The 12,782-nt window shown below is 68.3% G+C and carries 10 protein-coding genes; all 10 read right to left on the reverse strand.

Annotated elements, in window-relative coordinates:
- Positions 1-297: 297 nt before the first annotated feature.
- A complete protein-coding gene (locus WS61_RS01750) occupies positions 298-2,067 on the reverse strand; it encodes a methyl-accepting chemotaxis protein (RefSeq protein ID WP_059499095.1) in 1,770 nt (589 codons plus the stop codon).
- A 267-nt stretch (positions 2,068-2,334) separates the two neighbouring features.
- Entirely contained in the window at positions 2,335-3,264 is a 930-nt protein-coding gene (gene rbsK, locus WS61_RS01755) for a ribokinase (protein WP_059498973.1), read from the reverse strand.
- Positions 3,261-4,292: a LacI family DNA-binding transcriptional regulator gene (locus WS61_RS01760; protein WP_034207256.1), complete on the reverse strand. Its 1,032-nt coding sequence runs from the start codon at positions 4,290-4,292 to the stop codon at positions 3,261-3,263. Before WS61_RS01760 ends, rbsK begins: the two co-directional genes overlap by 4 nt.
- A gap of 35 nt (positions 4,293-4,327) precedes the next feature.
- On the reverse strand, positions 4,328-5,347 hold the full coding sequence (locus tag WS61_RS01765) for an ABC transporter permease (RefSeq protein ID WP_059498974.1): 1,020 nt from the start codon (positions 5,345-5,347) through the stop codon (positions 4,328-4,330).
- Positions 5,344-6,957 (reverse strand): sugar ABC transporter ATP-binding protein, encoded by a 1,614-nt coding sequence (locus WS61_RS01770; protein ID WP_059498975.1) that lies wholly within the window; start codon positions 6,955-6,957, stop codon positions 5,344-5,346. Before WS61_RS01770 ends, WS61_RS01765 begins: the two co-directional genes overlap by 4 nt.
- 145 nt (positions 6,958-7,102) lie before the next feature.
- Entirely contained in the window at positions 7,103-8,053 is a 951-nt protein-coding gene (locus WS61_RS01775) for a sugar ABC transporter substrate-binding protein (RefSeq protein WP_059498976.1), read from the reverse strand.
- 721 nt (positions 8,054-8,774) lie between these two features.
- The gene (locus WS61_RS01780; protein ID WP_034207252.1) at positions 8,775-9,701 is read right to left on the reverse strand and encodes a CysB family HTH-type transcriptional regulator; all 927 of its coding nucleotides are present in this window, start codon (positions 9,699-9,701) and stop codon (positions 8,775-8,777) included.
- A gap of 75 nt (positions 9,702-9,776) precedes the next feature.
- Positions 9,777-10,835 (reverse strand): sulfate/molybdate ABC transporter ATP-binding protein, encoded by a 1,059-nt coding sequence (locus WS61_RS01785; protein ID WP_047900604.1) that lies wholly within the window; start codon positions 10,833-10,835, stop codon positions 9,777-9,779.
- 13 nt (positions 10,836-10,848) lie between these two features.
- Positions 10,849-11,793, reverse strand: coding sequence for a sulfate ABC transporter permease subunit CysW (cysW, locus tag WS61_RS01790; RefSeq protein WP_059498977.1), 945 nt, complete (start codon positions 11,791-11,793; stop codon positions 10,849-10,851).
- Positions 11,790-12,683, reverse strand: coding sequence for a sulfate ABC transporter permease subunit CysT (cysT, locus tag WS61_RS01795; RefSeq protein ID WP_059498978.1), 894 nt, complete (start codon positions 12,681-12,683; stop codon positions 11,790-11,792). The genes cysW and cysT overlap by 4 nt, the downstream gene beginning before the upstream one ends.
- Positions 12,684-12,782 lie beyond the last annotated feature (99 nt).

Raw genomic sequence — 12,782 nt, forward strand, 5'->3', positions numbered from 1 at the left:
CTCCCCTTCATCCCTATACGTTCGAGCGGCCGCGCGCGATGACACGCCGCCCGCACCGTTACAAATTTTTTTCGCAGTCCCGTACGGACATACCCGTACGACGAACGCGGGAACACGACGCGCACGCAGCGCCTCCGCGCGAATCCGTCGGTGCGTCACGCACGATGCGCGACGCACGTGCCTGTGCCCGATCGATCGTCCGCGCTGTCACATTCGGCCTGTCGCAGAAACGACGACGCCCGCGGATCGCGGGCGTCGTTCGTCACCAAATGGGGATAGATACGCGGCGCACGCGGATCAGAACGTCTCCCAGTCGTCCCCGCCGGCGCTCGCGACGGCCGGCGCGGGCGCCGGCGCAGCCGATACGGCGGCAGGCTTGCGCGCCGGCATCGCGGCGGTCACGCGTTTCGGCGCGGCATCGCGTTCGACACGCGCAGCGGCCTGTACCGGCGCCGCCGCCGGCGCGGACGATGCGCGCGGCGCATGCCGCGCCACCGCAACGACGGTGTCCGCGCGCGCCGTTTCGTCGTCGAGCTGGAATACCGCCGCCGTTTCGCGCAGGCGCATCGCCTGTTCGTCGAGCGACTGCGCGGCGGCCGCGGCTTCCTCGACGAGCGCCGCATTCTGCTGCGTGACCTCGTCCATCTGCGCGACCGCGCGCGCCACCTGGTCGATCCCGCCGCTCTGTTCCTCGGACGCCGCCGCGATCTCGCCCATGATGTCCGTCACGCGCTGGACCGCACCGATCACGTCGTTCATCGTGCGCCCGGCTTCGTCGACCAGCGTCGAGCCGGTCCGGATACGCTCCACCGACGCGTCGATCAGCGTCTTGATTTCCTTCGCCGCGCTCGACGAACGCTGCGCGAGGCTGCGCACTTCGCCGGCGACGACCGCGAAGCCGCGGCCTTCCTCGCCTGCCCGCGCGGCTTCGACGGCCGCATTCAGCGCAAGTATGTTGGTCTGGAACGCGATTCCCTCGATGATCGCGATGATGTCCGCGATTTTCGCCGAGCTGTCGTTGATTTCGCCCATCGTGCCGACCACCTGGCCCACCACCGTATTACCCTTGTTTGCAATGTCGGACGCATTCGCGGCCAGCGCGCTTGCCTGGCGCGCATTGTCCGCATTCTGCTTCACGGTGCCGGTCAGTTGCTCCATGCTCGACGCGGTTTCCTGCAGCGCAGCGGCCTGTTCCTCGGTACGCGACGACAGGTCGATGTTACCGGCCGCGATCTGGCGGGCCGCGGTCGCGATCGATTCGCTGCCGCCGCGCACGGTGCGCACCGTGTCGACGAGCCCGCGCTGCATCCTCGCGAGGCCTTCCAGCAACTGCCCCATCTCGTCGCGCCGATCGACGACGATCGGCCGGCGCAGGTCGCCCGCGGCGATCGCGTCGAAATGCGACAGCGCATCGGCAATCGGGCGGCCGATCGCGCGGCTCAGCGTCAGCCACGACAGCGCCGCGGCCCCGATGCCGGCCAGCAGCACGACGATCGACAGCACGCGCATCGTCTCGAACACCGATTCCGCCCGATCGAAGCGCGCCTGCGCATTGGTGAACTGAAAGTTGCGCAGTGCTTCGCCGGCCACGGCCAGTTCGTTATAGCGCGCCTGAAGCTGCTTCGCGCCGTCGCCGATCCGGTCGTGATCGCCCGTGCCGATCGCGCTCGCGAACGCGTCGCAGGTATCCTGCAGCACCTTGCGCCGGGCGACGACGTCCTGGGCGAGGCGATCCTCATCGGCGCCGCGCGGCAGCGCGAGGTACTTCTGCCACCATGCGTCGGATTGCGTGCGCATCGCGCGGCTGCGCTCGATGGCAGCCGTGGAATCGGGCGTGCCGACCAGCAGCGCCGCCCGGTCGAGTGCGAGGCGCTCGCGCGCGGCGAACATTTCCGCGACCGACACGTCGACCGCGCTCGGCATCTGGTTCGTGAAAATCTCGCGCGTCGAATCGTTCGAACGCGTCATTCCGTACAGACCGAGCACGCCGGTGATACCCAGCAGTACCGCCAGAAACGCCATCGTCAAACCGATGCGCGCACGAATCGTCAGGTTCCTGAACACCATCATCCATCCTGTATTGCGTCGTCATGAACGGGCCTCGCCCGTTGGCTCGAAGCATTGCTTCACTCGGTGCATTTACGACCGTGTGGCGCATAACTTGATGGTTTTGGCGTCATTATTTCGAATTATTCGTCTGTTTATTACAAATGACTGAATAATTGACGCAATTCGGGTCGGAATGGCGAACAGGAGAAAGGCGCACCGGTACGCGGCCGTCCGTCTCGTGCGACGGACGGGCCGCTAGCGGAACCGGAAAGCGGTGATCCGGCCCTAGTCGGCCAGTTCGATGCGGCTCGGAATCGACGGCTGTGCGCCTGCGCGCGTGACCGACAGCGCCGCCGCGCGTTGCGCGAAGCGGATGGCCGTGTCGACGTCCGCGCCGGCCGCGAGCCGTGCGGAAAAGCCGCCGATGAAGGTGTCGCCGGCCGCCGTCGTGTCCACCGCCTGCACCGCCGGCGCCGGATAGTGTCGCGCGGCGCCGTCGGCCGTCAACGCGAGCACGCCGCGCGCACCGAGCGTGACCAGCACGTTGCGCGCGCCGCCGGCCTGCAGCGAGCGCGCGGCGGCTTCGGCCTCCGCCGGGTCGCGTACCGGCAGCCCGGTGAGCGCGGCCGCCTCGACCTCGTTCGGGATCAGGTAATCGACGAGCGGCAGCCAGCCGTTCGGCAGCGGCGCGACGGCCGGGGCCGGATTGAGCACCACCGTGCGGCCGAGCCGGCGCCCGGCCGACAAGGCAGCGAACACCGCGTCCGGCGGCGTCTCGAGCTGGCAGATCAGCACGTCGGCCGCCGCGAGCGCGGCCTCGTGCCGGGCAATCGTGTCGGTCGTGACCTCGCCGTTGCCGCCGGCGACGATCACGATCGCGTTCTGGCTCGCATCGTCGACGACGATCAGTGCGACGCCGGTCGACGCCGACGCGCTCGTCGCGAGCCCCGTGCAGTCGATTCCCTCGACCTCGAGGCCCGCTCGCAGTGCCGCGCCGTGCGCATCCGCGCCGACGCAGCCGATCATCGCGACGTGCGCGCCAAGCCGGGCGGCGGCGACGGCCTGGTTGCCGCCCTTGCCGCCCGCTGCCTGCGCGAACGCGTGCCCGGCCAGCGTTTCGCCCGGCAGAGGCAACCGCGGCGCCCGCACGACGAGATCCATGTTGAGGCTGCCGACCACCGTCACGCGGCCGGCGCCCGTGGCGGTCGCCGTCATGCGCGAGCGCCCGGCGCGGCCGGCTCGCGATAGACCGCCGTCGATTCGCGCAGCACGAGGCGCGGCGACACGACGCGGCGGCGGCTCGGCACGGCGCTCGAACCGCCGCCGATCCGTTCGATCAGCGTCTGCGCGGCCATTTCGCCGAGCGCGCGCACCGACTGGCCGACCGTCGACAGCGCCGGATACGTGTAGCGGGAAAATTCGATGTCGTCGAACCCGATGATCGAGCAGTCGTCGGGCACGCGCATCCCGCGCTCGGCCGCCGCGCGCAGCGCGCCGACTCCCATCAGGTCGTTGCCCGCGAAGATCGCGCTCGGCCGCACCGATTCGAACAGCCGCGACGCCGCGTGATAGCCGCCCAGGCACGAGAAATCGCTTTCGGCGATCGCGCCCGGCACGATGTCGACTCCGCGCTCGGCCATCGCACGGATGAAGCCGTGCACGCGCATCGCGCTGACGGCGGTGTCGGTCGGCCCGGTGATGCAGCCGATCTTAGCGTGCCCGAGTTCGAGCAGATGGCGCGTGGCCAGATACGCGCCGCGCTCGTGGTCGATCTGTACGAGATCGGCCGCGAGCCCCTCGATGTTGCGATCGACGACGACGAGCGGCGCGTGGATATCGGCGAGCGTCTGCGCGAGCACCGCGTCCTCGCCCGCCGACGCGACGATCAGACCGTCGATGCGCTTTTCCTGCAGCACGCGCAGGTAATTGCGCTGCTTCACGGGATCGTCGTCCGAATTGCAGAAGAACACGCAATAGCCGTTGGCTGCGCACTGATCCTCGATGCCGCGCGCAAGCTCCGCGAAGTATGGATTCGTGCTGTTCGGCACGACGAGGCCGATGGTCGCCGTCGCCCGCGCCTTCAGCGAGCGCGCCACGGCCGACGGCACGTAATTCAGCTCGCGGATCGCGCCCTCGACCTTCGCACGCACATCCGCGGACACCGGCCGCGAATTGTTCACCACGTGCGAGACGGTCGTAAACGACACGCCCGCCATGGCCGCCACATCCTTGATCGTCGCCATTTCCCGTTTCTCTCTGGTCTGTTCTGTGTGTCTTCTTACCGCACGCGCGTACGCCGGCTGCGATACGTATCGAGCACGACCGCCACCACGATCACCGCACCCGTGATGATCCGTTTCGTCGGCTCGTTCGCACCGATCTGCGCCAGCCCCGCGGCCAGCACGGAGATGATCAACACGCCGAAGAACGTGCTGATCACCGAGCCGCGCCCGCCCATCAGGCTCGTGCCGCCGATCACGACGGCGGCGATGACCTGCAGTTCGAGGCCCGCGCCCGCGTTCGGATCGGCCGCCTCGAGCCGCGAAATCTGGAACAGCGACGCGAGCCCCGCGAGCGCGCCCATCAGTGCGAATACGAGAATTTTATACGGCCGCGGGTTAACCCCTGCAAGTCGCACCGCTTCCTCGTTCGTGCCGATCCCGATCAGATAGCGCCCGAACACCGTGCGCGTGAGCACGAACTGGGCCGCGATCATCACCGCGACCGCGATCAGGAACGCCGGCGAGATGCCCAGCGCGATCGGGTTCGACAGGAAATCGAACGCGTCGCCGATATACGCGGTGCGCGAATTCGTCAGCTGGTACGCGAGGCCGCGAGCGGCCTCCAGCACGCCGAGCGACACGATGAACGACGGAATCCGCCAGCCGACCGTGACGGCGCCGGTCAGCGTGCCCGTCGCGGTTGCGACCGCGATCCCGATCAGCGCGGCCGGCAGCGGCCCCCACTGCCATTTCAGCGCGGCGACGCTGACCATCGACGCGGCGAGCGCGAGCACCGAGCCGACCGACAGGTCGATCCCGGCGATGATCAGCACGAAGGTCATCCCGACCGACATCACGACGAGATCGGGAATCTGGTTCGCGATCGTGCTGAACGTGTCGTAGGTCAGGAAGTGCGCGCTCAGCACCGAAAACAGCGCGATCATCGCGGCCAGCGCGCCGGCGAGCCCGAGATAGTTCGACAGGCCGAGCCGCGTGCCGGACAGCGTGCGCGCGCGGCGCCCCGTCACGTCCTGCTGCGCGCCTGCGTCGGTCGGGGATACGGGAGACTGGGTCATTGCTGTGGTCCTGTCGTCGAAGTGCCCGGAGCGGCGCCGCGCGCCTGCCCCGCATCCGGATGCTGCATGGCGGCCGCCGGCGTCTCGCGGCCAAAGCCGGCGAACGCCGCGGCCAGCAGCGCATCCTGGGTCCAGTTGCCGCGCTCGAACACGGCCGTCATGCGGCCGGCCGACATCACGCCGATCCGGTCGCAGATCAGCATCAGCTCGCGCAGGTCGCTCGATACGACCACGAGCGCGCGGCCTTCGCGCGCGAGCGCGCCCATCAAAGTGTAGATCTCGAATTTGGCGCCGACGTCGATCCCGCGCGTCGGCTCGTCGAACAGCAGCACGCCCATGTCGCGCGCGAGCCAGCGGCCGATCACGACCTTCTGCTGGTTGCCGCCCGACAACTCGCCGACCGGCTGCGTCGCCCCGTGCGTGCGGATTCGCAGCGCGTCGATCTGCTGCTCGGCGAGCGCGGTCTCGCGCGCCGAATCGACGATGCCGCCGCGCGCGAGCCGGTCGAGCTGGCCGAGCGACACGTTCGCTGTAATCGACTGCGACAGCAGCAGCCCTTCGCCCTTGCGATCCTCGGTGATCAGCGCGATGCCCTGCTGCACCGCATCGACCGGCGACGCGATCCGCACCGGCTTCAGCGGCTGGCCCACCGCGATCGTCCCGGCATCCGGCGTGTCGGCACCGTAGATCAGCCGCAACAGCTCGGTGCGACCCGCGCCGATCAACCCCGAGATGCCGAAGATCTCGCCCGCGCGTACCTCGAGCGACACGTCGCGCACGGCCGTCCCGCGCGTGAGGCCCGACACCGCGAGCCGCGGCGCGCCGAAACGACGTTCGCCGAGATCGATATGTTCGCCGATCTCGCGCCCGACCATCAGCGTGACGAGCCCGTCGGACGTGGTCGCCGCCATGTCGCCCGCATGCACGAGCCGGCCGTCGCGCAGCACCGCGACGCGCTCGGCGACGCGCGCGAGTTCCTCGAGCCGGTGCGAGATGTAGACGATCGCGACGCCGCGCGCCTTCAGCCGGTCGATCTGCTCGAACAGCAGCTCGACTTCGCGCGCGGTCAGCATCGCGGTCGGCTCGTCGAGAATCAGCACGCGGCAGTCGCCGATCAGGTTGCGCGCGATCTCGACCATCTGCTGGTGGCCGATGCCGAGCGCGCCGACCGGCGTATCCGGATCGACCGCGTCGAGCCCGACCTGCGCCATCGCCGCGCGCGCGTCGTCGCGCAGCCGCGCGCGATCGATGATCCCGAAGCGCCGCGGCAGGCGGTTCAGGAACAGGTTTTCGGCGACGCTCAGCGTCGGCAGCAGGTTCAGCTCCTGCATCACCATGCGCACGCCGAGCGCCTCGGCCTGCGTGCGGCTCGCCGGCGCATAGGCGTGGCCGCCGAGCTGCATCGTGCCGGCGGTCGGGTCGACGAGCCCGCCGATGATCTTCGACAGCGTGCTCTTGCCGGCACCGTTCTCGCCCGTCAGCGCGAGCGCCTGGCCCGCGTCGAGCGTCAGCGTGACGTCGGCGAGCACGGGTTCGGCATAGGTCTTGCCGATGCCGGATACGGACAGCACGGGGTGGGCTGAACGGGAGGGTTGGAAGGTCGGTTCCATCGCGATCCTGGTTGCGGCCGCGCGCACGAGGCGCGCGGATATGACGCTCACAAGTGCATGTGCATGCAGTGGCCGTGATCGCGCTCACACCGGATAACGGCCGCCGCGCCGGATTCTTGAGGGCGGCGGCCGGACCGGTGCGGCGTTACTTCGTCACGAGATCCACCGGCGTCTCGACCACGCCGGACATGTCGGCCTGCTTGCGATGCTCGGCGATCGCCTTGAGCGCCGTGTCGATGCCGAATACGGCCTGCTTCGCCGCGTACTGGTCGGCGGTCGCGAGCACGCGGCCGTCCTTCAGCATCGGCTTGATCGCGTTGATGTTGTCGTAGCCGACCACGAGCACCTTGCCCTGCTTGCCGGCCGCGCGCACGGCCGACACGGCGCCGATCGCCATGTTGTCGTTGCCGCACAGCAGCGCCTTCAGGTTCGGATATTCGTTGAGCATCGCGGCGGCCACCGCATTGCCCTTGTCGATCTCCCATTCGCCCGACTGCACCGACACGACCTTCATCCCGCCCGCCTTCATCGCGTCCTGGAAGCCGGCCGTGCGCTGCTGGGCGTTGGTGGTCGTCGACACGCCTTCGACGATGCCGACCTGGTCGCCCGCCTTCAGCCGCTTCGCGAGGTAATCGCCGACCTTGCGCGCGCCCTTGCGGTTGTCCGGGCCGACGAACGGCACGTTCAGGTTCTTCGACTTCAGCACGTCAGGATCGAGCCGGTTGTCGATGTTCACGACGACGATGCCTGCGTCGACGGCCTTCTTCACGACCGGTACGAGCGCCTTCGAATCGGCCGGCGCGAGCACGATCGCATCGACCTTCGAGACGATCATCTGCTCGACGATGCGGATCTGGTTCGCGGTGTCGGTCTCGTCCTTGATGCCGTTGGTGACAAGGTCGAACTGGTTCGCGTTGTGTTTCTGGTATTCCTTCGCGCCCGTTTCCATGGTCAGGAAAAACTCGTTGGCAAGCGACTTCATCACGAGTGCGACCTTCGGCTTGGCTGCGGATTGCGCGTGGACAGCCGGTGCGGCGGCCACCGCGACGGCGGCGAGCGCGGCGGTCAGGAAGCGACGGCGAAAGCGGACATTCATACACATCTCCTGGCGACTGGCCCGAAGGGCCGGATTGTTATTCGGTTGTTGTTTTAATGTGAGCAAACGTTTGCGCCACACTACCCGGGCAATGGCCATCGATGCTGCTGTCGGTACCACGGAATGGAAGCAAGGCAGACGGCCGACTGCCTGGCGCGCGCTGTCGTCGACGCGCCACCGCCGGCGGGACGCCGGCGGAGTGAAGGCTATGCTGTACCGATTCGCTTCGGCGCGCAACCTGTCTGATCAATATTTAAGGGTTTATTCGGAGCGCGCGAGCGCGCTTCACGACGCGCAAATGCGACAGTCGCGATGCCGAAGGCGGCTCGCCGACGCGCGTCGCCGGCGGCGGGCCGATGATGAAGCGGTTCGGCGCGAACGACGCGATCGGCACGCGGATCGCCGGCATCCACCGCCCGATATGTGGTCGACTGTGACTGAACCGGCGATTCGTATCGCGCTGCTTCGTGAATGAGGATGGTTGCCGATCGTGCGTTCCGCACCGAGATTCGGCGTTGCAGATCGTTCTTGTTTTTCCGTGGGCACGGGAACGCGTGCCGGTCGTCCTGACGCGACGCACCTGATCGGATGCCTCGGCCGATGATTCGGACGTGCCGGCGGCAATCCCCGCCGCCGTCCGGTGCGGTGTACGGCAGGCTATGCGCGGCGCGTGTCGCGCACCGTCCGCGGCATCTGCCCGGACGGCGTGCGACATGCGCCATCAAACGGCTTCGCGCAACAGCCCCGCGATTTCCGCTTCGTTCAGATGCGGCGCGAACATTTCGATCAGCCGGTACGCATACGCGCGCAGGAATGCGCCCTTGCGCAGGCCCACCCGCGTCGTGCTCGCCTCGAACAGGTGCTGCGTGTCGAGCGCGACGAGCCCCGTGTCGCGCTGCGGATCGTAGGCCATCGCCGCGACGACGCCGATCCCCATTCCGAGCTCGACGTAGGTCTTGATCACGTCCGCGTCGATCGCGGTCAGCACGACGTCGGGCACGGCGCCCGCCTGCGCGAACGCCTGGTCGATGTGCGAGCGGCCCGTGAAGTCCTGGTCGTACGTGATGATCGGGTACTCGGCAATCTCCTCGAGCGTCAGGTTCTCGCGGCCGACGAGCGGATGGCCCTTCGGCACGACGACCGTGTGGTGCCACGAATAGCACGGGAACGTGACGATGTCCGGATAGCGGTCGAGCGCCTCGGTCGAGATGCCGAGATCGGCCTCGCCGTTCAGGATCATCTGCGCGATCTGCTGCGGGCTGCCCTGGCGCAGCGCGAGATGCACCTTCGGGAACACGTCGGTGAATTGCCGAATCACCTTCGGCAGCGCGTAGCGCGCCTGCGTGTGCGTCGTCGCGACGACGAGGTGGCCGCTGTCCTGATCGGCGAACTGGCGCGCGACGCGGCGCAGGTTCTCGGCGTCCAGCAGCATCCGCTCGATCAGCTGGTGCACCGCCTTGCCCGGCTCCGTGAGCCCCGTCAGCCGCTTGCCGCGCCGAATGAAGATGTCGACGCCCAGCTCATCTTCCAGATCCTTGATCTGTTTCGACACGCCCGACTGCGACGTGTACAGCACGTTCGCGACTTCCGTCAGGTTCATGTTCTGGCGCACCGCTTCGCGCACGAACCGCAATTGCTGAAAATTCATGGGTATGCCTCTTAGGCTGTCGTTGTTTGATTGTCGAATCGGAGCGAATCCCGCCCTCTGCCCTGCGTTGTCTCGTCAACGTGCGGGAAACACCCGCACGGCGCGCGGCACGGCCGTCGCGCCGTCGCCGACCTGCAGCGAAAGCGCCCGCCATGCGTCGCGGTCGAGTTCCGCCTCGAGCGCGCCGCCCGCGCGCGCCTCGAGCTCCACGCGCACCGAACCGCCGAGCGGAATCACGCGCCGCACGTCCACCGCGATGCCGTCGCGGTGGCCTTCGCCCGCCGGCCACAGCTGCAGATCGTGCGGCCGCACGTAAGCGTTCGCGGGGCCCGCGAAGTCGGCGTCGACCTCGATCGGCGCAGCCGCACCCTCGGCGACGAAGCCACGCCCGGCAACCGTGCCCGGCAGCCGGTTCGCCGCGCCGAGGAACTCGTACACGAACGCGCTTTGCGGATGATCGTAGACGTCCTGCGGGCTGCCGACCTGCTCGACGTGGCCGCGGTTCAGCACGACGATGCGATCGGCCACTTCGAGCGCCTCTTCCTGGTCGTGCGTGACGAAGATCGTCGAGATGTGCAGGTCGTCGTGCAGGCGACGCAGCCAGCCGCGCAGTTCCTTGCGGACCTTCGCGTCGAGCGCGCCGAACGGCTCGTCGAGCAGCAGCACCTTCGGCTCGACCGCGAGCGCGCGGGCGAGCGCGATGCGCTGGCGCTGGCCGCCCGACAGCTCGGACGGGTAACGCTGCGCGAGCCAGTCGAGCTGCACGAGCTTGAGCAGCTCATGCACCTTGTCGCGAATCGCGGCTTCCGACGGCCGCTCGCGGCGCGGTTTCACGCGCAGCCCGAACGCGACGTTCTCGAACACCGTCATGTGGCGGAACAGCGCGTAGTGCTGGAACACGAAGCCGACCTGGCGGTCGCGTGCGCCGACCGACGCCACGTCGAGCCCCTGCAGCACGACCTGGCCGGCGTCCGCGTGCTCGAGGCCCGCGATCACGCGCAGCAGCGTGGTCTTGCCGCAGCCGGACGGCCCGAGCAGCGCGACCAGTTCGCCGGGCGGAAAGTCGAGCGACACGTTGTCGAGCGCCGTGAAATCGCCGAAGCGCTTCTGAAGGTTACGGACGGTGATACCCATTCTGGTTGCCTCTTTACGATTTCGACGAAACGGCGCCGACAGGGCCGGCATGTGCGGGAACGGCGTCGTGCGCGTCGGCCAGTTCGGCCGCGAGATGACGCTCGGCGATCAGCTTGAGCGCGAGCGTGACGAGCGCGAGCAGCGCCAGCACCGACGCCACCGCGAACGCTGCCGCGAAGTTGTATTCGTTGTACAGGATCTCCACGTGCAGCGGCATCGTGTCGGTCACGCCGCGGATGTGGCCGGACACGACCGACACCGCGCCGAACTCGCCCATCGCACGCGCATTGCACAGGATCACGCCGTACAGCAGGCCCCATCTCACGTTCGGCAGCGTCACGCGGCGGAAGATCTGCCAACCCGACGCGCCGAGCACGCGCGCGGCCTCTTCCTCGTCGGTGCCTTGCGCCTGCATCAGCGGAATCAGCTCGCGCGCGACGAACGGGAACGTGACGAAGATCGTCGCGAGCACGATGCCCGGCACCGCGAAGATGATCTGGACGTCGTGATCCTGCAGCCACGGCCCGAGCCAGCCCTGCGCGCCGAACAGCAGCACGTACACGAGGCCCGAGATCACCGGCGACACCGAGAACGGCAGGTCGATCAGCGTCGTCAGCAGCGCCTTGCCGCGGAATTCGAACTTCGCGATCGCCCACGATGCGCACACGCCGAACACGAGGTTCAGCGGCACCGCGATCGCGGCGACGGTCAGCGTCAGCTTGATCGCCGACCACGCATCGGGATCGGCCAGCGATTCGAGATAGAAGCCGACGCCCTTGCGCAGCGCCTCGACGAACACCGCGGCGAGCGGGACGACGAGGAAGAACGCGAGGAACGCCAGCGCGATGCCCGTGAGCAGCCAGCGCACGACGCGCGATTCGCTGACGGGGTCGAGCCGCTTCGCGGCGCGCGCGGTGGGCGACGGGGTTTTCAGCACGACGGTGGCCTTCTGGCTCATTGCTGGCCTCCTGCGGCGACGGCGCTGACGGCGACGGGCGCCGGACCGCTCGCGCCCTTGCTCGTCCTGCGCTGCAGATACCACTGCAGCGTGTTGATCAGCAGCAGCATCAGGAACGACACGACCAGCATCACGACCGCCAGCGCAGTCGCGCCCGCGTAGTCGTACTGCTCGAGCTTCGTGATGATCAGCAGCGACGTGATCTCGGATTTCATCGGCACGTTGCCGGCGATGAAGATCACCGATCCGTATTCGCCGAGCGCGCGCGCGAACGCGAGCGCGAAACCGGTGAGCAGCGCCGGCAGCACGGCCGGCAGCACGACGCGCCGGAACGTCAGCCAGCGCGACGCGCCGAGGCATGCGGCGGCTTCTTCCTGCTCGCGCTCGAAATCCTCGAGCACCGGCTGCACGGTGCGCACGACGAACGGCAGCCCGATGAAGGTCAGCGCGACCAGCACGCCGGCCGGCGTGAACGCGATCTTGATGCCGAGCGGCGCCAGATACTGGCCGACCCAGCCGTTGGTCGCGTAGACGGCCGCGAGCGAGATGCCGGCTACCGACGTCGGCAGCGCGAACGGCAGGTCGACGATCGCATCGACGAGGCGCTTGAAGGGGAACGTGTAGCGCACCAGCACCCACGCGACGAGGAAGCCGAACACGGCATTGATCAGCGCACCGCCGAACGCGGCCGAGAACGTCAGCCGGTACGACGCGAGCACGCGCGGCGACGTGACGGCGGTGACGAACTGCTCCCACGACAGCGTCGCGGTCTTCAGGAACGTGGCGGCGAGCGGAATCAGCACCACGAGGCTCAAATAGGCCACCGTGATGCCGAGTGTCACGCCGAAACCGGGCAGCGCGCTCGGCTTGCGAAAGGTGTACGTCGTCATCGGATGCTCTTGCTGGGTCGATGCTGCTCATGGGCCCGACGCAAACGCCGGCGCAGTGAATCGCGCCGGCGGCCCGTCGGGGATGCGGCGCGCTGTCGT

Source organism: Burkholderia sp. ABCPW 11 (assembly GCF_001523445.1).
GTDB lineage: Bacteria > Pseudomonadota > Gammaproteobacteria > Burkholderiales > Burkholderiaceae > Burkholderia.

Coding starts and splice junctions, on each gene's coding strand:
- WS61_RS01775 (WP_059498976.1), bottom strand. CDS start 8,053: ATGAATGTCCGCTTTCGCCGTCGCTTCCTGACCGCCGCGCTCGCCGCC.
- WS61_RS01765 (WP_059498974.1), bottom strand. CDS start 5,347: ATGACCCAGTCTCCCGTATCCCCGACCGACGCAGGCGCGCAGCAGGAC.
- rbsK (WP_059498973.1), bottom strand. CDS start 3,264: ATGACGGCGACCGCCACGGGCGCCGGCCGCGTGACGGTGGTCGGCAGC.
- WS61_RS01785 (WP_047900604.1), bottom strand. CDS start 10,835: ATGGGTATCACCGTCCGTAACCTTCAGAAGCGCTTCGGCGATTTCACG.
- WS61_RS01780 (WP_034207252.1), bottom strand. CDS start 9,701: ATGAATTTTCAGCAATTGCGGTTCGTGCGCGAAGCGGTGCGCCAGAAC.
- cysW (WP_059498977.1), bottom strand. CDS start 11,793: ATGAGCCAGAAGGCCACCGTCGTGCTGAAAACCCCGTCGCCCACCGCG.
- cysT (WP_059498978.1), bottom strand. CDS start 12,683: ATGACGACGTACACCTTTCGCAAGCCGAGCGCGCTGCCCGGTTTCGGC.
- WS61_RS01760 (WP_034207256.1), bottom strand. CDS start 4,292: ATGGCGACGATCAAGGATGTGGCGGCCATGGCGGGCGTGTCGTTTACG.
- WS61_RS01750 (WP_059499095.1), bottom strand. CDS start 2,067: ATGGTGTTCAGGAACCTGACGATTCGTGCGCGCATCGGTTTGACGATG.
- WS61_RS01770 (WP_059498975.1), bottom strand. CDS start 6,957: ATGGAACCGACCTTCCAACCCTCCCGTTCAGCCCACCCCGTGCTGTCC.